The organism is Streptomyces sp. HM190, from assembly GCF_009857135.1.
Classification (GTDB): Bacteria; Actinomycetota; Actinomycetes; order Streptomycetales; family Streptomycetaceae; genus Streptomyces; species Streptomyces heilongjiangensis.
In genome coordinates this window covers 5,753,840-5,775,396 of record NZ_CP047318.1, presented here as the reverse complement: position 1 = coordinate 5,775,396, position 21,557 = coordinate 5,753,840, and the positions used below count along the sequence as shown (strand labels likewise).

The 21,557-nt window shown below is 72.0% G+C and carries 19 protein-coding genes; 10 read left to right on the top strand and 9 right to left on the bottom strand.

Features of this window, described 5'->3' with window-relative positions; all coding sequences use genetic code 11:
* Nucleotides 1-46: 46 nt before the first annotated feature.
* Nucleotides 47-1,597 (top strand): alpha/beta hydrolase, encoded by a 1,551-nt coding sequence (locus GSY65_RS24760; protein WP_159772677.1) that lies wholly within the window; start codon nt 47-49, stop codon nt 1,595-1,597.
* Between the two features lie 116 nt (nt 1,598-1,713).
* Entirely contained in the window at nt 1,714-3,228 is a 1,515-nt protein-coding gene (locus GSY65_RS24755) for an alpha/beta hydrolase (RefSeq protein WP_159772674.1), read from the top strand.
* A gap of 86 nt (nt 3,229-3,314) precedes the next feature.
* Here GSY65_RS24755 and moeZ read toward each other — a convergent pair whose 3' ends face one another.
* The 7 genes from moeZ to GSY65_RS24720 all read right to left on the bottom strand — a co-directional run bounded on the left by moeZ (nt 3,315) and on the right by GSY65_RS24720 (nt 12,570).
* Complete coding sequence (gene moeZ / locus GSY65_RS24750) at nt 3,315-4,493, bottom strand: adenylyltransferase/sulfurtransferase MoeZ (RefSeq protein ID WP_055514434.1); 1,179 nt, start codon at nt 4,491-4,493, stop codon at nt 3,315-3,317.
* Nucleotides 4,494-4,556: 63 nt separating this feature from the next.
* Nucleotides 4,557-5,306 carry a spherulation-specific family 4 protein gene (locus GSY65_RS24745; protein WP_159772671.1) on the bottom strand — a complete coding sequence of 250 codons (750 nt, stop codon included), beginning with the start codon at nt 5,304-5,306 and terminating at the stop codon, nt 4,557-4,559.
* Nucleotides 5,294-6,253 (bottom strand): NAD-dependent epimerase/dehydratase family protein, encoded by a 960-nt coding sequence (locus GSY65_RS24740; RefSeq protein ID WP_159772668.1) that lies wholly within the window; start codon nt 6,251-6,253, stop codon nt 5,294-5,296. Before GSY65_RS24740 ends, GSY65_RS24745 begins: the two co-directional genes overlap by 13 nt.
* Nucleotides 6,254-6,458: 205 nt before the next feature.
* Nucleotides 6,459-7,658, bottom strand: a complete 1,200-nt coding sequence (locus GSY65_RS24735; protein WP_236580037.1) for a hypothetical protein — start codon at nt 7,656-7,658, stop codon at nt 6,459-6,461.
* Entirely contained in the window at nt 7,655-9,451 is a 1,797-nt protein-coding gene (locus GSY65_RS24730; protein ID WP_443043251.1) for a glycosyltransferase, read from the bottom strand. Before GSY65_RS24730 ends, GSY65_RS24735 begins: the two co-directional genes overlap by 4 nt.
* A gap of 237 nt (nt 9,452-9,688) precedes the next feature.
* Nucleotides 9,689-10,672 carry a DUF3152 domain-containing protein gene (locus GSY65_RS34545; RefSeq protein ID WP_328707513.1) on the bottom strand — a complete coding sequence of 328 codons (984 nt, stop codon included), beginning with the start codon at nt 10,670-10,672 and terminating at the stop codon, nt 9,689-9,691.
* 737 nt (nt 10,673-11,409) lie between these two features.
* Nucleotides 11,410-12,570 (bottom strand): alpha/beta fold hydrolase, encoded by a 1,161-nt coding sequence (locus tag GSY65_RS24720; protein ID WP_236580035.1) that lies wholly within the window; start codon nt 12,568-12,570, stop codon nt 11,410-11,412.
* A gap of 267 nt (nt 12,571-12,837) precedes the next feature.
* Between GSY65_RS24720 and GSY65_RS24715 the strand changes: the two genes are divergently transcribed.
* From GSY65_RS24715 to GSY65_RS24695, 5 genes are all read left to right on the top strand, one after another.
* Nucleotides 12,838-13,062, top strand: coding sequence for a hypothetical protein (locus GSY65_RS24715; protein ID WP_159772665.1), 225 nt, complete (start codon nt 12,838-12,840; stop codon nt 13,060-13,062).
* A 102-nt stretch (nt 13,063-13,164) separates the two neighbouring features.
* Nucleotides 13,165-13,341, top strand: a complete 177-nt coding sequence (locus tag GSY65_RS24710; RefSeq protein ID WP_159772662.1) for a hypothetical protein — start codon at nt 13,165-13,167, stop codon at nt 13,339-13,341.
* On the top strand, nt 13,338-13,979 hold the full coding sequence (locus GSY65_RS24705; protein WP_055514444.1) for a TetR/AcrR family transcriptional regulator: 642 nt from the start codon (nt 13,338-13,340) through the stop codon (nt 13,977-13,979). Before GSY65_RS24710 ends, GSY65_RS24705 begins: the two co-directional genes overlap by 4 nt.
* Nucleotides 13,980-14,158: 179 nt before the next feature.
* Nucleotides 14,159-14,386 (top strand): DUF3107 domain-containing protein, encoded by a 228-nt coding sequence (locus GSY65_RS24700; RefSeq protein ID WP_201452661.1) that lies wholly within the window; start codon nt 14,159-14,161, stop codon nt 14,384-14,386.
* 342 nt (nt 14,387-14,728) lie between these two features.
* The gene (locus GSY65_RS24695; RefSeq protein WP_159772656.1) at nt 14,729-14,998 is read left to right on the top strand and encodes a hypothetical protein; all 270 of its coding nucleotides are present in this window, start codon (nt 14,729-14,731) and stop codon (nt 14,996-14,998) included.
* 188 nt (nt 14,999-15,186) lie between these two features.
* Here the strand turns inward: GSY65_RS24695 and GSY65_RS24690 are convergent, their stop codons facing one another.
* Nucleotides 15,187-15,957, bottom strand: a complete 771-nt coding sequence (locus GSY65_RS24690) for a ferritin-like fold-containing protein (RefSeq protein WP_201452660.1) — start codon at nt 15,955-15,957, stop codon at nt 15,187-15,189.
* A gap of 498 nt (nt 15,958-16,455) precedes the next feature.
* Here GSY65_RS24690 and GSY65_RS24685 point away from each other — a divergent pair, with 498 nt between their 5' ends.
* Nucleotides 16,456-19,053 (top strand): DEAD/DEAH box helicase, encoded by a 2,598-nt coding sequence (locus GSY65_RS24685; RefSeq protein WP_201452659.1) that lies wholly within the window; start codon nt 16,456-16,458, stop codon nt 19,051-19,053.
* A 165-nt stretch (nt 19,054-19,218) separates the two neighbouring features.
* Nucleotides 19,219-20,088, top strand: coding sequence for an alpha/beta fold hydrolase (locus GSY65_RS24680; protein ID WP_159772647.1), 870 nt, complete (start codon nt 19,219-19,221; stop codon nt 20,086-20,088).
* A gap of 103 nt (nt 20,089-20,191) precedes the next feature.
* Here GSY65_RS24680 and GSY65_RS24675 read toward each other — a convergent pair whose 3' ends face one another.
* Nucleotides 20,192-21,097: an NYN domain-containing protein gene (locus GSY65_RS24675; RefSeq protein ID WP_159772644.1), complete on the bottom strand. Its 906-nt coding sequence runs from the start codon at nt 21,095-21,097 to the stop codon at nt 20,192-20,194.
* A 250-nt stretch (nt 21,098-21,347) separates the two neighbouring features.
* On the opposite strand from GSY65_RS24675, the gene GSY65_RS24670 reads away from it, so the two are divergent.
* On the top strand, nt 21,348-21,500 hold the full coding sequence (locus GSY65_RS24670; RefSeq protein WP_099967352.1) for a hypothetical protein: 153 nt from the start codon (nt 21,348-21,350) through the stop codon (nt 21,498-21,500).
* The last annotated feature ends 57 nt before the right edge of the window (nt 21,501-21,557 follow it).

The window sequence follows — 21,557 nt, the reverse complement described above, 5'->3', positions numbered from 1 at the left end:
GCCCACGCCCCGAGCGCACTGCTCAGGACGGCTTCAGGATGACTGCATGCCCATGTCGCTCCGGCTGCGCGCCGTCACCCTGACCGCCGTGGCAGTCGTGCTGTCCTGGTCGGCGGCGGGCTGCGGCAGCGAGGCCAGGGGCAAGGACGAGGATCTGACGAAGCAGGAACTGGACTGGAAGGACTGCCCGGCACCGTCGGCGTCCGAGGGCGGCGGCCCCGCCCCCTCGCCCCTGCCGAACGGCACCCCCTGGCAGTGCGCGACCATGAAGGCCCCACTCGACTGGGACGACCCCAAGGGCGACACGATCGGCATCGCGCTGATCCGGGCGCGGTCGAGCGGCGGCCGGGACCGGCGGATCGGCTCGCTCGTCCTCAACTTCGGCGGTCCCGGCGGATCGGGCGTCAAGGCGCTGCCCGCCTTCGCCGACGACTTCGCCACGCTGCGCACACGCTACGACCTGGTCAGCTTCGATCCACGGGGAGTGGGTCGCAGCGCGGGCGTCGAGTGCGAGGACGACGACGAACTCGACAAGTTCTTCCAGAAGGACCAGACGCCGGACGACGCGTCCGAGCGGAAGGAACTCGTGGACAGCACGAAGACCTTCAACACAGCCTGCGAGGACCACTCCGGCAAGACCCTCCCGCACGTCGGCACCCCGGACGCCGCACGCGACCTGGACCTGATGCGCAAGGTCCTCGGCGACGACAAGCTGCACTACTTCGGCATCTCCTACGGCACCGAACTCGGCGGGGTCTACGCCCACCTGTTCCCCGGGAACGTGGGCCGGGCCGTGTTCGACGCGGTCGTCGACCCGACGCAGACACCGGAGCAGAGCAGCCTCGGGCAGGCCAAGGGTTTCCAGCTCGCACTCGACAACTACGCGGAGGACTGCGTCTCGAAGACGGAGGAGTGCCCGGTGGGCGACTCCGCGCAGGACGTCGAGAACCGCATCAGGGCGCTCCTGGACGACCTCGACCGCAAGCCGATCCCCGGCGTCTTCCCCCGCGACCTGACCGAGTCCGCCGCCACCACCGGGATCGCGCAGGCCCTGTACTCCCAGGACCTCTGGCCCTACCTGACCGAGGGACTCCAGCAGGCGTACGACGGTGACGGCCGACTGCTGATGCTGCTGGCCGACTCGATGAACGGACGCAGCGAGAACGGCGAGTACAGCAATCTGGCCGCGGCGAACGTCGCCATCAGCTGCGCCGACGACGAAGAGCGGTACACCACCAAGGACGTGGAGGCGAAGCAGGGCGCGTTCCGGGCCGCCTCCCCCGTCTTCGGTGACTGGCTCGCCTGGTCCCTGCTCACCTGCACCGACTGGGCCGTCGCCGGCGCGGCCGGCCATCCCGAAGTCAGCGCGCCGGGCTCGGCGCCGATCCTGGTGATCGGCAACACGGGCGATCCGGCCACGCCGTACGAGGGCGCGCGGAAGATGGTGGGGGCGCTCGGGGCGGGAGTCGGTGTCGAGCTGACGTACCAGGGGCAGGGGCACGGGGCGTACGGCAGCGGGAACGGCTGTGTGAAGGCGGCCGTGGATGGCTACCTACTCACGGGCAAGGTCCCGAAGTCCGGCACAGTCTGCGCCTGAAACCGCAGGTCAGAACGTTATCCACAGGCTCCGACGGAAGCGTGGCCGTCCGCATACCATGGCATGACCGCCATGCACGACACCGGGCGTTTGGTGCCACAAGGGGGGATTTGCTCATGACTCGATGGCTAGGGGGAGCGGCGCTGACCGCGACCGCGGTGCTGGTCGCCGGCTGCAGCGGAGGCATGAGCGGCGGGAAGGACGAGAGCTCCGCGTCCGCCACCCCCTCGCTTTCCGCGGTCCCCGCACAGAAGCTCGACTGGGGCCGTTGCGAGGCGACGTCGGAGGGGCCGGCACCGGGCGGTGACTGGCGGTGCGCGACGCTCAGGGTTCCGCTGGACTGGTCGAAGCCGGACGGCGAGACGATCGGGCTGGCGCTGATCCGCAGCGAGGCGACCGGCGAGAGAAGCGAACGGCTCGGCTCACTCCTGTTCAACTTCGGCGGACCAGGCGGCTCTGGCGTCTCCACGTTGCCCTCGTACGCCGGCCTCACGAGCGAGCTGCACAAACGGTACGACCTGGTGAGTTGGGACCCCCGGGGCGTCGGCGGGAGTGAGGGGGTGCGCTGCCGCAGCGACAAGGAGATCCAGGCGGCCGAGTCGGTGGACGCCACTCCGGACGACGCCGCCGAGGAGAAGGCCTTCTTCGACGACGCGGCCGCTTTCGGTGCCGGCTGTGAGCGGGCCGCGGGCAAGCTCCTGTCCCACGTGTCGACCGCCGACACGGCGCGCGACATGGACCTCATCCGCCGAGCGGTCGGCGACCGGAAGATGCACTACTTCGGTATCTCCTACGGCACGGAGCTGGGCGGCGTCTACGCCCACCTGTTCCCCGGGAACGTCGGGCGTCTCGTGCTCGACGCGGTCGTCGACCCGACCGCCGACGCGGTGGGCCACGCGAAGAACCAGACCCTGGGCTTCCAGCGCGCCCTCGACAACTACCTCGCGTCGACGGGTCAGGATCCGAAGCAGGGCACCCGGAAGATCGCGGACCTGCTGGAACGGATCGACGCCGATCCTCTGCCGACGACGTCCGGACGGAAGCTCACGCAGACACTGGCGATCACCGGTATCGTCCTGCCGCTCTACAGCGAGCAGAGCTGGCCCGGCCTGACGAGCGCGCTCGACGCGGCGGAGGACGGCGACGGCACCGAACTGCTGGCGCTGGCCGACGGTTACAACGAGCGGGACCCCTCGGGCCGCTACGGCACGACGACCCACTCGCAACGCGTCATATCGTGCCTGGACCAGAAGCAGCGGCCGACACCGCAGGAGACGAAGACGCTGCTGCCCGAGTTCCGGAAACTCTCGCCCGTCTTCGGCGAGTTCCTGGGCTGGGACACTGCGGGCTGGTGCCACGACTGGCCGGTGCCCGGACTGACGGACTCACCGGAGGTGAGCGCGCCGCAGGCCGATCCCGTTCTCGTGGTGGGCAACACCGGGGACCCGGCGACGCCGTACGAGGGCGCCGAGAAGATGGCGCGGGAGCTGGGCGAGGACGTCGGTGTGATGCTCACCTGGAAGGGCGAGGGCCATGGGGCGTACGGCAGCGGCAGCAGGTGTGTCGACTCGACGGTGAACTCGTATCTGCTGGCCGGGAAAGTGCCGGAGGACGGCAAGGTCTGTGCGTAGTCTCGGCCACGGCGGAAAGGGGCCCAGCACGCGCGGTGCCGAGCCCCTCCGAGGAAAGCGTCCCCCCGCCGACGGCGGGTCCGGGACTAGTAGACAGGCTTGTCGGGCTCGATCTGGTTGACCCAGCCGATCACGCCGCCGCCCACGTGGACGGCGTCGGAGAAGCCGGCCGACTTGAGGACCGCGAGGACTTCCGCACTGCGGACACCCGTCTTGCAGTGCAGGACGATCTTCTTGTCCTGCGGGAGGCTCTCCAGGGCGGAGCCCATGAGGAACTCGTTCTTCGGGATCAGCCGGGCACCGGGGATCGACACGATCTCGTACTCGTTGATCTCGCGGACGTCGATGATGTCGATGTTCTCGCCGTCGTCGATCCACTCCTTGAGCTGCTTGGGAGTGATCGTCGAGCCCGCGGCCGCCTCCTGGGCCTCCTCGGAGACGACGCCGCAGAAGGCCTCGTAGTCGATGAGCTCGGTGACGGTGGGGTTCTCACCGCAGACCGCGCAGTTCGGGTCCTTGCGGACCTTGACCTGGCGGTACTGCATCTCGAGGGCGTCGTAGATCATCAGTCGGCCGACGAGGGGCTCACCGGTGCCGGTGAGGACCTTGATGGCCTCGGTCACCTGGATGGAGCCGATGGACGCGCACAGCACACCGAGGACGCCGCCCTCGGCGCAGGAGGGGACCATGCCCGGCGGCGGGGGCTCCGGGTACAGGCAGCGGTAGCAGGGCCCGTGCTCGGACCAGAAGACGGAGGCCTGGCCGTCGAAGCGGTAGATGGAGCCCCACACGTACGGCTTGTTCAGCAGCACGCAGGCATCGTTGACCAGGTAACGGGTCGCGAAGTTGTCCGTGCCGTCGACGATCAGGTCGTACTGGCTGAAGATGTCCATCACGTTGTCGGCCTCGAGCCGCTCCTCGTGAAGGATCACGTTCACGTACGGGTTGATGCCGAGGACGGAGTCGCGGGCGGACTCGGCCTTGGAGCGGCCGATGTCGGCCTGGCTGTGGATGATCTGACGCTGCAGGTTCGACTCGTCGACCTCGTCGAACTCCACGATGCCGAGCGTCCCGACGCCCGCCGCGGCCAGGTACATCAGCGCCGGCGAGCCCAGGCCGCCGGCGCCCACACAGAGCACCTTGGCGTTCTTCAGCCGCTTCTGCCCGTCCATCCCGACGTCGGGGATGATCAGGTGGCGGGAGTACCTGCGGACCTCATCTACGGTGAGCTCGGAAGCGGGCTCGACCAGGGGTGGCAGCGACACGGGGACTCCGTTGATCGGTCAATCACTACAATTGTTCTCCCGGTAACACTGCCACGCCCTTTTTCATTCCGAGACACCCGTTCCAACCAGCGAGACAATGTCGTCCCAGTAGCCGGGCAGTGCCGCCCAGGGGTCGACTCGGCCGCCCCGGTCCGTGCGGTCGGTGAAGTAGATCGTGGCCGCGCCCTGCCAGCGGGCGACGCGCAGCGCCTCGTCGAGGTGGACGCGGGGCACACCGTGGACGAAGTGGCAGAAGCGCTCGGGAGGGTGGTCGGCGGTCCATTCGGCGACCTGGGACCAGCGGTAGTCGCTCCACGGCCCGGAGAAGGTCACGAGTTGGTCGGCACTCTCGGCGTATCCGGGGTGCGGATGGGTGCCGTGGCCGAGGACCATGTGGCCGCCACCGAGGAGTGCCCGGAGGGCGAGGACGGTGCGACTGGTTTTGGGGAGTGCGCTGCGTTCGCTGGGGCAGCGGTCCAGGAGGTAGCCGTCGACCTGGTACCAGTCGAGGTGGCGGTGGGCGTCGGCGGCGATGTCGCCGAAGGCGCGCGCGCCATGGGCGACATCGAGGTGCCCGAGGACCCGGACGCCGGCGTTGCGGAGCCGTCCCGCGGCTTCCAGGCAGAGCGGGTCGGGGCAGGTGCCCGGTCCGTCGGCGACGTTCAGGACGACCCAGTGCAGAGGGGTCCTGGGGCGGGTGAGTTCGGCCCACTCCAGCCGGGCGACAAGGGGGTGCGCATAGCCGGGGATGCCGAGGCCGGCGCTCAGGCCGGTGCTGGCGGTGCCGGACGGGGTGGAGGTCAGATACGGCACGCGGCCTCCATCCAGATGTCGGCGAGGGACTCCTCCAGATTGATGCGGGGCCGCCAGCCGAGCCGGTCGCGGGCGGTGCGGACGTCGGCCTGCTGCCAGCTGCCGCAGCCGTCCGGGTACGGGTAGGCGACCGGAGGGGTGTGGTCAGGTTCGGGCCGGGGGTGGCCGATGGTAGGCCTCAGGGGCCCGGCCGGGGCGTCGAGTTCGTGGAGGGCACCGCCGTAGCCGGCGACGCGGGCGAGGACGGCGGCAGCGTCGCGGAGGCGCACGGCCCGCCCGGACCCGATGTTGATCACACCCTGGGCCGCGGAGAGCGAGGCGGCGTGGACGGCGCGGGCGACGTCCCGTACGTCGACGAAGTCGCGCTGGACGCCGAGGCCGCCGAGTTTGAGTTCACCGTCGCCGGACTGCATGGCGCGCCGCATGGCCTCGGCGAGTCGGCCGAGCGGCGAGCCCGCGGGGGTTCCGGGTCCGGCGGGTGAGAAGACCCGCAGGACGACGGCGTCCAGGCCGGAGCCGAGGACGAGTTCGGTGGCGGCGAGCTTGCTGACGCCGTACGGGCCGCCGGGGCGGGGCACTGCGTCCTCGGCGGTGGAGGAGCCGGGCTGGCTGGGGCCGTACTCGGCGCCGCAGCCGATCTGCACCAGACGGGCCCCGCAGCCGCTGCGGCGGAGAGCCTCGCAGACGGTGGCGACGGCGACGGTGTTGTGTCGGGTGAGTTCGCGGGCGCCGCCGCGGGTGGCTCCGGCGCAGTTGATGACGACGCCGGGGTGGACCGCGTCCAGGAAGCGGGTGAGCGCGCCGGGGCTGCCGGTGGCGAGGTCGAACCGTACGTCGGCGTCGTCGCCGCGACCGAGCGCGGTGAGCTGGACGGCCGGGTCGGCGAGCAGGCGTTCGGCGACGAAACGGCCGAGGTATCCGTTGGCTCCGATCAGCAGGACCCTCATCGGGCGGCTCCCGGGGCGGACTCTCCGGTTCGGGAGGTGATCATCTGGCGTTCTCCTTCTGGGGTGGTGCCGTGGGTGATGAGGTGGTCCCGCGGTGTCGGCCCCGCGGGAGATGGTGCGCGCGACGGGTGTCCCGCGCATCGGTGGGACGCGGTCCGGGGCTGCGGCCTCGTGGCGACCGCGCCGTGGACCGGTCGAGCTGGGGTCAGGTCACCCCCGGCGGGCGGGCGTGTGCCGAGGCCCGGGTGAGGGTGCGGGTGGCGTGGACGAGGAGGAGGAGTGCGCCGATGCCGCAGACCAGGGTGGGGACGGCGCCCGGTCCCCAGGTGTCGGTGACGGTCCGGACGGGGACGGCCAGGAGGGAGCAGCCGGGCAGACGGCTCGCGAAGACGGAGGCGAGGGCGCCGGTCTCGGTCAGCGCCGCCGCGCCCAGGACGACGGCGGGGGCGTGCGGGAAGCCGTGAGCGGTGAGGAGGCGGGCCAGCAGGAGCAGCGCGCCGAGGGCGACAGCCCCCGCGGGAACGGCCGACTCGTCCAGGACCGTGCCGCACAGGGCGAGCAGGGCGACCAAGGCGCACAGATACAGGGCGAGCACGCCGAGGAGAAGGGGCTTCACGGAGTCGGCGAAGTCGGCGAGGCCACGGCTCGCGACGATCTTGCGACGGGCGCGTACGGAGAGGAGGTGGGCGCACCACAGGGCGGGAGCGCAGCTGAGGGCGAGCGCCAGGACGGGTGCGGTGGCCAGGGACCAGAGGCCGTCGGGGTCGTCGGTGAGACCGGCGACGAGCAGTCCGTCGCCGAGGAGGGCGTACGCGATCAACCAGCAGGTCCAGGTGCCGCCGCGACCGGTGGTGCCGAGCGGCACCCGGAGCGGGCCGCGGCGGAGAGCGACGCGCAGTCCGAGGGCGACGGCGAGAGCACCGGCCGCGGCGACGACGAGGCGGGGTTGGCCGTGGGTGAGCCGTACCCCGGACACCGCTGCCGCGCAGAGGGCGCCCGGGAGCAGGGCGAGGACCGCCCAGCCGCCGCTCGGCGCGGACGCGGGGGGCATCGGCCGACGCTCCGGGGGTGTCTCCGGGTCGCGTGGTACGCGCGCGTACATCTCCTCGGCGAGCGAGAAGACGTCCCGGTGGCGGAAGCGGGCGGCCGTGCGGTCGGTGACCCCGTGGGCCTCCAGCCCGGCGGCGATCTCCAGCGGGTCCACGGCGCGTTCGCACAGCACCCGGTGCCGGTGCATCAGAGCTTTCACGGGGTCCACGGCCCCGCCCCCGGAGGCGGGGGCCGGTTCAGGTTCGGGGGAGGTGCGGACACTGCCCTCGGGCCGACTGGAGCCGTGGTCGAGCCTGCTGAGACCGCACTCGGGCCCGCCGGACATCTCCGGGCCGTCCCATCGCAGCTCGCTCATCGCGCTCCCTCCCCCGCGGGCACGGGTTCACCGGTGGCGGCGGGGTGCGTTCCCGTGGAGCGGACGGGGGTGTCGACGGCCCAGCGGGGACGCCCGGAGACCACCCCGCCGAGGCCCGCGCCGCCAGCCACACTGGCCCCACTCGCCACACCAGCCCCATCCGCCACATCCGTCACACCGAGACCGCCCGCCGCACCGAGACCGCCCGCCGCCGGCCGGGGCTCGGTCCAGCGGCCGGGGACGTGGGCTTCGGCGGGCGCGCCGAACGGCAGGGGCTCACCGGCCTGGTCGAGGACGACCTTCCGTACCGGGGTGCGGGAGACGATCTCCAGGTAGAGGTCGCGGAACGCGGCGACGTTCTGCTCGACCGTGAAGAGTTCGAGGGCGCGTGCGCGGGCGGCCGCGCCGAGGCGCGCACGGCGCTCAGGTGCGCGCAGCAGCGCCACGCACGCCTCCGCGAGCGCCTTCGGATTGCGCGGCGGGACGACGAGCCCCGTCCCGCCGATGACCTCGACGACCGCGCCGGCATCCGTGGACACCGTGGGCCGTCCGCAGAACATGGCTTCGACGAGGCTGGTGGGGAACCCCTCGACGACACTCGACAGGACGACGACGGCACCGGACGCGTACGCCACCGCCAGGTCGGGGACGGCGGGGTCGCCGATCTCCTCGAAGGAGACCGGGTTGTCACCGGCGGCGGGCACACGGTCGGCCTCGTGGGGGAAGAGCTGGGCGGCCAGGGCTCTGCAGTGGCCGAGGTAGGCGGCCCCCTCGTCGCCCGCGGCCGCTCCGACGATCCTGAGCCGGGCCTTCGGCTCCGCCCCGCGGACCTCGGCGAAGGCATGGAGCAGCGAGATCAGGTCCTTGGCCGGTTCGACGCGGCCGACCCACACCAGGGTGTGGGGGTCCGCGCTCTCCGGGGCCTCCCCGACCTCGGCGAAGCGGGACACCTCCATGCCGGGATAGACCGTGCGGATCTTCGCCCGGTCGGCGCCGCAGCGCTCCTGCCAGCGTCGGGCGTGGGTGTTTCCGGGGGTGAGGCGGGCAGCGCGCCGGTACACCTCGACGGTCAGGCGCCGGTGGAAGGCCGCGAGCAGGGCGCGCACCGGCGCGTCACCGCAGGTCCCGAGATAGTGCGCGCGCAGCGGGACGCCGTACTCGGTGACCAGGAGCGGCACCCCGTGGAAGTGGGCGGCCAGCAGGCCGGGGAGCGCGGCCACGCCGCCGGCGGCGGCGTGGCACAGGTCGACCGAGCCGAGCCCGCCGTTCTCGTACCAGTCGAGCGAGAGGGGGCGCAGGGCGCGTTCGAGATGGCCGGCGACGGTCAGCAGATCCGCTACGCGGGCCTCGCGCGCCGCTCCGAGTGCGCCCGGCGCACGACAGGCGCGTTCCAGCGTGTGGACGGCGGCTTCCGAGCGTAGGGCGCCCACCAGTCCGCCCTCCTCGCGGGCCAGTTCGGCGAGGCTGTACAGCGCGTTGCTGAAACGGTCCGCCTCAAGGCCGGCGGCCGCCTTGAGGGCTTCCCGCGACTCCGGTGTCCCGGCGGAGCAGAGCACCGACGCCAGTTCGCCGTACGCCTCCGCGAAGCGGCGTCGCGCCCGGCGGCCGTGAACCACACCGTCGTCCTCGGCGGTCCACAGCGGTGCGGTCCGAACGCGGCTGACCTGCGGCGGAAGCGGGACCCAGCCCTCGTCCTCCTGCTGCTCGCTGCGGCTGAGCGCGTAGACGTCGAACTCGTGTCGCTCCAGCCCCCGCACGAGTCGGTCGCACCAGAGCCTGGCATCACCGCTCACATACGGATAGCCACCCTCCGTAAGCAGTCCGATGCGCACGTGTGCACCCCCGATCTCCTGTTTGGGGAGCCGCCGTTCACCCGGCGGCTCGCAGCGGGACGAACGTATGCGGACATGACCGTGGCGCGACGGACGGTTGTCCGTCGCGCCACCAAAAGGGGTGAACGGTCGTAACTTTCCCTAGCGGGGCGCGTTTTGTCGCGCTAGGGGATTGGTCGACTACGCGGCGTCAGCAAATCAGCCTCCGGGGAAGGCCCACGGGTTCGCTTTGCACGTGATCCCGTCGAAGGAGAGGAACTTGCTCTGCTGCTGCATGACGGGGGCGAGGTCGCCGTCCTTGTCGCAGGTCACATGGCTGTAGCCGAGGCGGTGCCCGATCTCGTGGTTGATCAGCATCTGCCGGTACGCATGGATGCGGTCGCCGTAGGTCTTCGAACCCCGGGCCCAGCGATAGGCGTTGATCATCACGCGTTCGGTGGCGGCCGAGTCGCACGACACGTTGTCCACCGTCGTGTCCAGCCCTGACTTCTCGCACCACACGGCGGTGGTGCCCGGACTGGCCAGCGTGATCACGAAGTCGGGCTTCCCGGAGGAGATCCGTTCGAAGGTGCGTCCGCCGTTGTGTGCCCAACTCCGTTCGTCGTTCAGCGTTTTCTGGACGGCTTGGGCGAACAGTTCCGCGTCGAGGCCGAGCCCTTCCTCGACATCGACCCGATACCGGTACTTCCGTCCTGTCCCGGGCGCCTTGTCGAAGCCCTTGACGGTCTGGAACTTGCCGTTGCCTTCGAGGTCCGCGGCGAGTTCGTACTTCCTGTCCATCTTCTCGTCGTACGAGAGCGGGGTCGCGCTCACACGCGGCGGGTTGGACGGCGTTGGCCGGTCGTCGCTGCGCGAGGCGCCCCGTACGTCGCGGTCCGCCGCGTCGGCGGCCTGCGCACGGGCGGCGGTGTCCTCCTGGCCACTGGTGACCTGCCCGCCGACGATGACCGCGAGCACGGTGGTGACGGCCGCGGCCGCGATCCCCGCGAACGCCAGCCCCTTGCCGCCCCTCGCGGTGTCCTGGCTCTCGTCGGGGGCACCGATGTGCGGCTCCTCCTCGTCGAAGGCGTCCAGGTAGGCCTGCCGCGGCCCGCCGGGCGGCGGGGGCACGACCTCCTGCCGCTGCCGGGGAATGGGGACCCGCCGCTCCTGCGCCTGCGCGGGTGCGGCGGAGGACGGCACCCCGGTGTCGTCGGACGGGGCGCCGTACGAAGGGTCGCCGGACGCGCCGTACGGGGCCCCCGCAGAAGCCCCGTACGCACTCTGCCCAGCATCTGGGCGTGGTCGCGTCTCATCGCCCAACCGACCCCAGCCGCCGCCTGCTTCACGCTGTTCGGGATGTCCGCCGCGGCTCTGCGGGAAGCCGCGGCCGGGTGCGCCGTCGGGGAGACGGGGGAAACCGTGCGCCGGCGTGCCGTCCGGGAAACGAGGCGCTCCCGGCCCCGGACCGCCGTCCGCCAGACGCGGAAACCCATGGGCGGGCGTACCGTCCGGCAGGCGCGGAAACCCGTGCGCCGGCGTGCCGTCGGGGAATCGCGGGGCACCGCGCCCGGCCGGGCCCTCGGTGGAACGGGGCAAACCATGCGCGGGCGGGCCGTCGGAAAGGCGTCGCGCTCCCGGCCCTGAGACACCGTCGTATCCCCGCGGGATCCCACGCCCCGGCGCACCCGAGGAGCCGGACGGATCCGGTGACCGCGAAGAACCGGGCGGACCCGGTGAACGCGATGAGCCGGATGGGCTCGCTGAACGCGAAGAACCGTACGGGCCAGGCGGGTTGGGCGGCCCGGACGGGCGCGGCCCGCCGAGCACCGCCCCGCGGTCCTCCCCTGCCGACGGGCCCCCTGGGGCCGCCGCCGGCTTCTCGCTCGTGTCGCCTTTCGGCGCCCGCCCCTTGCGGCTGTGTCGTCCCACGCCGCGCCTCAGCTCCCCACTGCGGGTGCGTCGGGGACGGCACCGTCCCCGACGGAATCGTCAGGCTCGCCCTGCGCCGGCTTGCCGTTCACGGACTCCCCGTTCACCCGCTCCGTGTCCGCCCCGTCCCGGGCCGACGTCGCCGCGCCCCGTACGCCCGATCGCCGCGCCCCGGAGCCATGTCCCTCAGAGCCTCCCACACCGTTCGACGCCCTCCTGACCGTATCGGCCAGCAGGTCGCCGAAGGCTGCGGCCACCGCCTCCGGGTACTCCATCATGGCGACGTGCCCGGCGTCCGGCAGGGAGACGAGGCGCGAGTCGCGGAAGGCGCGGGCGGCGCGCTGGGCCATGCGGTAGCCGACGAGCCGGTCGCGGCGGCCGTAGACGAGGAGCGTCGGGGCGAGGACGCGCTCGGCCTGGCGCCACAGCGAGTGCTGCCCGCCCAGGGTGTACGCGTCGACGATGCCGCGCGCGGACCGCGTCATCGCGTCCCACATATAGGGGAGCTGGAGGCGCCGCTCCATCTCCTCCACCGCGTTGCGGAAGCCCTCCTCGGTGACGCGGCCGGGGTCGCCGTAGCAGAGCGCCATGACACCCCGGACGCGCTGCTCGGCCGTCCACCCCCTGGTGAAGCGGGTGAAGAGCGCGGCGACACCGGGGACCGCGAGCATGCCGGTCGGCACCGCGGTGCGCTGCACACGCAGTTCGGGCAGGGCGGGCGACACCAGCGTCAGCGTCCGGACGAGGTCGGGGCGCAGGGCCGCGACGCGGGTGCTGACCGCGCCGCCGAGGGAGTTGCCGAAGAGGTGCACCGGGCCGCGCCCGGACGCGTCGAGATAGCGGATGACGGCACGCGCGTGTGCCGTGACCGAGTAGTTGCCGTCGTCCGGCGGCGGCGAGTCGCCGAAACCGGGCAGGTCGACGGCCTCGCTGGCCACCGAACCGTCGAGCAGCGGCATCAGCGCCGACCAGTTCTGCGAGGAGCCGCCCAGGCCGTGTACGTACAGGGCGGGCGGCAGATCGTCGCGGGCCGGTGTTCTCGACCGGACGGCCAGAGTGATCCCCGGCAGTCTCACCGACCTGAGCCGCTCCCCGGGCGCCACGCGCACGGAACTCGCCTTCGGCGACGCGGTGGCGGTCATCAGGGACGGCAGCTCGGTCGAAGACATGCGGCAATGTTACGAGACGATCACGTAGTGGTTCACGTGTTCGCCGTCACAGATCCAGCCGCGCCAGGCGGGGTACCGGACCACGGCGTGGTCACCGCGACCACGCCGGAACCCGAAGTCCCGTCACCACCGGACCGCATAGCGCCACCTTGGGCTGTCTCCTAGGCTCGTAGGCGACAAGGCACGCCCGTACGTGGCCCCTGCCGCTCCACAGCGTTCCGGCAGCACCGAGGCAGGCGGGAACAGGAACAGGAAGGGGAGACCAAGATGGCCGTTGACCCCACCGATCCCGAGACGTTCGCGGAGACGGAGGCCGATTCCGTGAAGATCGACGACGTCGAGGCCCCCGAGGCCGATATCGCCGAGCAGCACACCTACGTCACCCCGGGCCGGGACGACCCGCTGACCGACGTCGACCCGGGCGCCGCCAACCCGGCCGACCTCGCCGAACAGGCCCGCGTGGTCGACCTCGACGAGGACGACTACCGCTAGGACGGCCCCAGCCGGGACGTCCGGCGACCTGGCCACGGCCGCGCACCCGCAGCCGCCCCACCTCCCGAGGACGACCGCCGGTGACGCGGAGGACGACGATCGGTGACGGGCAAGGACTTCTCCCTGTCCGCCCTGCCCGTGTTTGACGTGGTCCGCGGCACTTTCCCCGGCGTCCGGTCCGTGAAATTCTGCGCTCGCACCGCGCGCACCAGGGTTACCGAAAAGTACGATGGCGGCGCGGCGCACACCGCACATGGACGATTTTGGGAGGCGGCGTGACAGCCATCGAGCAGACAGAGGCGGCACGCCCGCGGGGCACACGCCTTCCGCGCCGAGCCCGACGGAACCAGCTGCTGGGCGCCGCCCAGGAAGTCTTCGTGGCCCAGGGTTATCACGCGGCCGCGATGGACGACATCGCCGAGCGCGCCGGCGTCAGCAAGCCGGTTCTCTACCAGCACTTCCCGGGCAAGCTCGACCTCTACCTGGCTCTGCTGGACCAGCACTGCGAGTCCCTCATCCAGGCCGTGCGCGGGGCTCTCGCCTCGACGACCGACAACAAGCAGCGCGTACGGGCCACGATGGACGCGTACTTCGCCTACGTCGAGGACGAGGGCGGCGCCTTCCGGCTGGTCTTCGAGTCGGACCTGACGAACGAGCCCGCCGTGCGCGAGCGCGTCGACAAGGTCACGAACGAGTGCGCGGAGGCCATCTGCGACGTCATCGCCGAGGACACCGGTCTGTCGCGCGCGGAGTCGATGCTCCTCGCCTCCGGGCTGGGCGGTCTCGCCCAGGTCGTGGCGCGGTCCTGGCTGCACAGCGACCGCAGCGTCCCGCGCGAGCAGGCGGTCCAGCTCCTGGCCTCGCTGGCGTGGCGCGGCATCGCCGGCTTCCCGCTGCACGGCATCGAGCACCACTGAGCGTCACCCCACGGCCCCGGACCGGTGTTCGGTACACCCCTGGTCCGGGGTTTTGTTCCCGCACCCTGTTCGCTCCTGGCGTTGCCGAGCGGAGGGTGGACGTCCCCTCACCGGGCTAATGTGTGCTGGGTACGGCGCGGACGCCCGCGCACTTCACTGACCGTCGGAGGGACATAGCCGTGGAGGTCAAGATCGGCGTGCAGCACGCGCCCCGCGAGATCGTTCTGGAGAGCGGTCAGAGTGCCGAGGAGGTCGAGCGTGCTGTGTCCGAGGCGCTGACCGGCAAGTCGGCGCTGCTGAGCCTCACGGACGAGCACGGTCGCAAGGTGCTGATCCCGGCCGACCGTCTCGCCTACATCGACATCGGCGAGCCGACCGTCCGCAAGGTCGGTTTCAGCGCGCTGTAGCCGAGAGGCGCACGAGGCATACGGAGGGGCCCGGTGGTGTGAGACCACCGGGCCCCTCCGCGCATGCATCCCGTGCGCCCCGGTGCGCTCGCAGGCGCCCCGGACCGTACGCACCGGCCTCTCCGCCCGCGCGCTCCCGCAGGTTCCCCGTGTCCCCCGAATGCCTCGGCTCCCGCGCATGCCCGCTGGTTCCCCGATGCCCGGATCCCTCGGCTCCCGCGCCCCGAAACGCACAGCGCAGCCACAACTCGTCCGTGGAGGAGGATTGCGTTCCGTGACTCGCGGGTAGTACCGGCTACGACCGATTTGCCCAGGCCAGGCCGTGCGGGAGGGAACCCGATCATGTTCTTGGAAGCGCTCGGATCCGCACTCGTCGGACTCGCCCTCGCCTGGGCCGCCGTCTACCGCCTGCCGCACCGTCTGCCGGCTCGCACGCTCGTCCTGCCGACCGGCGTGGCGGGCGCCCTCTTCGGCGCGTTCCTCACCCACAGCGCCCTGGGCTCCACCCATGTCCTGGTGCTCCTCAGCGGCGGCGCGATCGTCGCCGCGGCGTCCTTGTCGCTCCTGCTGCGGCCGACGGAGCGTTTTCGACGCAGCTCGGCCCCCGCGTAAGGGCGAGCCTCCCGACGAGCCCTCAGAAGAGACACCGGGCCGCGGCGCCACCGAGCGGACGCGACCGCCCACGAAAGCCCCGCGGCCTCCCACGGACGCCAAGGGCGCAGCGCCCCACGACGACTGAGGGCTCACGGCGCCGGCAGCCGACGGCGGCGCCGCCGTCGACGCCCACAGCGGTCAGCGGTTCACGCGGCCAGGCCGAGCGCCGCCATCCGCTTCGTGTGGGCCTCGGTGATGCGGGAGAACATCCGGCCCACCTCGGCCAGGTCGAACCCGTCGGCCACGCCGCCCACGAGCATCGTGGACAGGGCGTCCCGGTCGGCCACGACCCGCTGCGACTGCGACAGCGCCTCGCCCATCAGCCGCCGCGCCCACAGCGCGAGCCGCCCGCCGACCCGCGGGTCCTCGTCGATCGCGGCCCGCACCTTCTCCACCGCGAACTCGGCGTGCCCGGTGTCGTCGAGGACCGCGAGCACCAACCCGCGTGTGTCGGAGTCGAGGTGCGCCGCGACCTCCCGGTAGAAGTCACTGGCGATCGAGTCGCCGACGTACGCCTTGACCAGGCCCTCCAGCCAGTCCGAGGGCGCCGTCTGCTTGTGGAAGCCGTCGAGCGCGTCCACGAACGGCTCCATGGCGTGCGTCGGCTCCTCGCCGATCTCCGTGAGCCGGTCCCGCAGCCTCTCGAAGTGGTGGAACTCGGCGGCGGCCATCTTCGCCAGCTCCGCCTTGTCGACGAGCGTCGGCGCCAGCTTCGCGTCCTCCGCGAGCCGTTCGAACGCCGCCAGTTCCCCGTACGCCAGCGCTCCGAGCAGATCCACGACGGCGGCGCGATACTGCGGGTCGGCCGCGGCTTGGGCCCAGTCCTGGGCGGCGATGCCGGTGACCTCGGCGGTCTCGGCCGTCCCAGCGGTACCGGCGGCGTTCTCAGGCTTGTCAGACGTGGTCATGAAGCGCACAATAGCCCGCTCTGCGCACGGCGGAAGGGCCCGGTCGATCGGTGTGACAACGACTACGTGACCAAATCGGCCATCGCATGTGCGCGTTTCCGGGGTATGGTGGTAATGCGCCTGCCGAGTACGTCGACGCACCACCACGGTATCTCGACCGTCTTCGACAGGCCGCACGCATGAGGATGCCCGGTCGGTGGCCCGATCGGCTCCGACCCGACAGCCCTCCTGTTCCGTACGGCACTCTGCGTACGGCGTCCGGAGGGAACCCCTCAGCGGTATGAGCGCTAGAGCGTCGGCAGTGGTCCCGTGCCACACGGCCAGCCCGTGAGGGCGGCCGATGTCCTACAGGCACGGTCGGACGACACGACCCCCGCGCTCGCGCCACACCGCGTACACAGAAGAGGCAGCACCCTGACTACGACTTTTCGAGATCTCGGAATCCTTCCCGAGACGGCCGAGGCCCTGGAAGCCGTCGGCATCGTCACTCCCTTCCCCATCCAGGAGATGACGCTCCCGGTCGCCCTCTCCGGCACGGACGTCATCGGCCAGGCCAAGACCGGCACCGGCAAGACGCTCGGCTTCGGTCTCCCGCTCCTTGAGCGGGTCACCGTCCCCGCCGACGTCGAGGCGGGCCGGGCCAGGCCCGAGGACCTCACCGACGCCCCGCAGGCGCTCGTCGTCGTCCCCACCCGCGAGCTGTGCACCCAGGTCACCAACGACCTGCTGACGGCCGGCAAGGTGCGTAACGTCCGCGTCACCGCGATCTACGGCGGTCGCGCCTACGAGCCGCAGGTCGAGGCCCTGAAGAAGGGCGTCGACGTCGTCATCGGCACGCCTGGACGGCTCCTCGACCTGGCCGGCCAGAAGAAGCTGAACCTGAAGCACGTCAAGTGCCTCGTCCTCGACGAGGCCGACGAGATGCTCGACCTGGGCTTCCTGCCCGACGTCGAGAAGATCATCGACATGCTGCCGCCGAAGCGGCAGACGATGCTGTTCTCGGCGACCATGCCGGGCGCGGTCATCGGGCTGGCCCGCCGCTACATGTCCCAGCCGACGCACATCCGCGCCACGTCCCCGGACGACGAGGGCGCGACGGTCCGCAACACCTCGCAGCACATCTACCGCGCGCACAACATGGACAAGCCGGAGATGGTCGCGCGCATACTGCAGGCCGAGGGCCGGGGACTGGCCATGGTCTTCTGCCGCACCAAGCGCACGGCCGCCGACCTCGCCGACCAGCTCAAGCAGCGCGGCTTCGCCGCCGGCGCGGTCCACGGCGACCTCGGCCAGGGCGCCCGTGAGCAGGCGCTGCGCGCCTTCCGCAACGGCAAGGTCGACGTCCTCGTCTGCACCGACGTCGCCGCGCGCGGCATCGACGTCGAGGGCGTCACCCACGTCATCAACTACCAGTCCCCCGAGGACGAGAAGACGTACCTGCACCGCATCGGCCGTACGGGCCGCGCGGGCGCCAAGGGCATCGCGATCACGCTCGTCGACTGGGACGACATCCCGCGCTGGCAGCTGATCAACAAGGCGCTGGAGCTGAACTTCAACGACCCGCCGGAGACGTACTCCACGTCCCCGCACCTCTTCGAGGAACTGAGCATTCCGGCAGGCACCAAGGGTGTCCTGCCGCGCTCGGAGCGCACTCGGGCCGGTCTCGACGCCGAGGAGCTGGAAGACCTCGGTGAGCCGGGTGGTCGCGGTGCCCGCGGGCGCGGCGGCCGTTCCTCCGGCCCGGCAGCGTCCACCGAGCGTGAGCGCCCGGCGCGTACGCCGCGTCGGCGCCGCCGGACGCGCGGTGGCGCGGCCGTGGACGCGACGGCCCCCGAGGCGACGGCGGTGACCGAGCCGACGCGGCCCACGGAGACGTCGGGCACGGCCACCGAGCCCGACGCCGGCCCCCGCACGCCGCGCCGCCGTCGCCGCACCCGCAGCGGCGCGACGCCGACGGCCCAGCCGGTGACGTCGACGGTGGAGACGGAGGGGGCCCAGAAGGCCCTGGACGCCACCCCTGTCGCCGCGGACGCCACGGCGGCCACGGATGCCGTGAGGGCTTCGGCCGTGAGCACGGTCGAGGGCGTCGCGGACACCGCGGGCGCGCTGCCCGCTGGCGAGGAGGCGAAGCCGCGCCGCCGCCGCACCCGCAAGACCGCGTCGGCGGAACCGGTGGAGGCTCCGGCCGCCGAGGTGACGCTCGACACGGTCGAGAGCACGGTCACCGAGGAAGCCGCCCCGAAGACGCGTCGGCGCACCCGGAAGGCCGCGGAGGCCCCCGCCCCCGCGACCACCGAGACGGCGCCCGCCGCCGAGGCCGCGCTCGACACGGCCGAAGGCACGCCCGCCGCCGAGGAGGCCGCCAAGCCCCGCCGCCGGACCCGCAAGACCGCGGTGACGGCCGAGGTCACGGTCGAGGGAACAGCCACCGCCGAGGAGGCCGCGCCCAAGACCCGCCGCCGGACCACCCGCAAGGCCGTGGAGGCACCGGTCGACGCGTCCGAGGCCCTGGCCGAGGAAGCCGCGCCCCGCCGCCGTACGCGGAAGGTCGCCGAGGCGCCGGTCGACGCGGTCGACACGGTCGAGGGCACGGTCACCGAGGAAGCCGCCCCGAAGACGCGTCGGCGCACCCGGAAGGCCGCGGAGGCCCCCGCCCCCGCGACCACCGAGACGGCGCCCGCCGCCGAGGCCGCGCTCGACACGGCCGAAGGCACGCCCGCCGCCGAGGAGGCCGCCAAGCCCCGCCGCCGGACCCGCAAGACCGCGGTGACGGTCGAGGGAACAGCCACCGCCGAGGAGGCCGCGCCCAAGACCCGCCGCCGGACCACCCGCAAGGCCGTGGAGGCACCGGTCGACGCGTCCGAGGCCCTGGCCGAGGAAGCCGCGCCCAAGACCCGCCGCCGTACGCGGAAGGTCGCCGAGGCGCCGGTCGAGGCGTCGGTTCCGGCCCAGCCGACGGAGGAGCAGGCCACCAAGCCGCGTCGCACGCGCAAGGCCGCCGCTCCGGCTGCGGCCGCCGCCGAGGACGCGGCTGCGGCCGAGACGCCGGCGCCGCGTCGGCGGGCACGGAAGGCGGCAGCGGCTGTTGAGCCGACGGACGGCTGAGGTCGGGTGACTGGCTGTGCGAAGGCCCGGTTCCCTCTCTGGGAGCCGGGCCTTCGGCGCTGGTTCCCCGCACGCCCTGGCCTCCCAGCCCTCTCGTCCCACGGTGGCCACCCGAACCACCCGCCAGGGTGATCCCGCTCCCCGGTCTCCGGTTACCCTCGCCCCATGAGCCGTCCTCCCACGTTCGCCCTTCCCCCCGGTGCCCGCGCCCACCGGCTTCGCACCTCGCGCGGTGAGTTCGCCGTCATCGAGGCGGGCACCCCGGTGAAGGGCACCGTGCTCCTCGTACCGGGGTTCACGGGCAGCAAGGAGGACTTCATCGCGCTGCACGAACCGTTGGCCAAGGCCGGCTACCGCTCCGTCGCCGTGGACGGACGGGGCCAGTACGAGAGCGAGGGCCCCAAGGACGACGAGTCGCCGTACGCGCAGGACGAGCTGGCGAGGGACCTGCTCGCCCAGGCGCGGGTCGTCGGAGACGGCGCCACCCTGCATCTCGTCGGCCACTCCCTCGGCGGCCAGATCTGCCGTGCCGCCGTCCTGCTGGCCCCCTCCTCCTTCGCCTCCCTCACCCTGATGGCCTCGGGCCCCGCCCAGATCTCGGAGAGCCAGCAGCAGCGCGTGAAACTGTTGCGGGACGCCCTGGCCGTGATGGGCATGGAGCAGGTGTGGGACGCCATCCAGGCGATGGAACCGCCGGAGGAGACCGACACCGGCGGCCTCGACGAGGGACTGGACGACAGCGCCGACCTGCGCCGCCGCTGGCTCGCCCACAGCCCGGCGCAGCTCATCGCCACCGGCCGGCAACTCTGCTCGGAACCCGACCGAGTCGCGGAGCTGGCCGCCCTCGGCCTGCCCACGCACGTCCTGTCCGGCGAGCGCGACGACACCTGGCCGATCCCGCTCCTCGACGACATGGCCGCACGCCTCCGCGCGCACCGCACCGTCATCGCCGCCGCCGAGCACTCCCCCAACACGGACCAGCCGAAGGCCACAGCCGCCGCCCTGATCGGCTTCTGGGACCAGCTGACCGGCTGAAGCGACCGGAACAGGCCCCCACCGGCCACGAACACCGTCGAAGCCCCAGCCCCACTCCGTACACGCACGCCCTCTGCCGGTACGGGCTGGTACTGGTTACTGCCTAGTACTGCGCCCGCAGGTGCTCCCAGAACCCGTCCCGCAGCGCCCGTCTCAGGTCCGCCTGACCCCTCAGCGAGTACTGGAGCAGCCCCTCCGCCTCGACGAGGAGGTCCTGGTCCACCGAGCCGGGCAGGTACGGGTGGCCGTGCAGGAGTTCCTTGAGCGGCTCGCGGCCCCGGGACGCAAGCCACTTCGCGGCGACCTGGGCGCCGACGAAGCGGACGTCCTCACGGGTGGGCCGGGCCCCGGCGGTGGACTCGTACGGGACGGCGGCGCGCCGGGAGACGTACGGCTTGAAGAAGTCGAGGTCGAAGGTGCGCTGGCTGTCGACCTCCCAGAGCAGCGGCTCGGCCTGGTTGCGGCCCTCCGGCGCCTCGATGCCCCACAGATGGACGCGCGCCCCGTACCCCTGCGCGGCCTCGACCGCCGAGACCAGGTCCTCGTCGCCGCCGAGCAGTGCCGCGTCGCTGATGGCGCGGTGCCGGGCCAGGGACTCCAGGTCGGTGCGGATGAGGGAGTCGACGCCCTTCTGCTGGTTGTTCGCGTTGAGGTTGCCGAGCCGCACCTTGACGTCCGGCAGTTCGGCGATGGACTGCTGCTCGGCCGTGTGGATGCGGCGCCGCGCCCCGTCGTACCAGTAGACCCGGAGCAGCCGGCTGTCGGCGAAGATCGTGCGGGCCCGGTCGATCAGGGCGTCGATGAGACCTTCCGCGTCGAGGTCGAAGGACCGCCGGTCCTCCGTTCCGGCGACGAGCCGCCCCACGGCCGCGTACAGATACCCGGCGTCGACGAAGATCGCATGGGTCGAGGGCGTCTTCGCCACCTCGGCGAGCATGCGCTGGAGCAGTTCGTTCGTACGGTCGATGCGGGCGCCGAGCGCTGTCAGGTCGTCGTCGTTCATATGCATCCATCATCCCGGCGGTCACTGTGCGAACACAACCGGTCCCAATCAGTCTTACAGGTTCCTGCAGCTTCCAGGTAGACGCACCCACAACGTCGCTTACCAGCCAGTAATTAGCTTCTCGAAAAATTTCCTTAGCGTAGGGAATGTTTGTAACACGCATACCGTTGAATCCTCATGGAACACGGGCACCGACGACCCGCGCACCACCAGTAGTTCTCCCCAGCGGGAGGACGACCAGACGAAGGGAGAAGCCATGCGCTTCGAAATCCTGCGACTCGACGACGTCAACGGCACGCCCGTGGACAGCACCGTCGTGGACGCCGCCTCCGTCAACAGGATCGTGCAGCAGGCCGCCGCCATCGGGCAGCGCCTCTGGATCCGCCCCGCCGACGTGACCGCTTCGTAGTACCGGCCGACGCGACCGCCTCACGGGAGGCGGATCCGTACAGACTTCAGAGCCCCG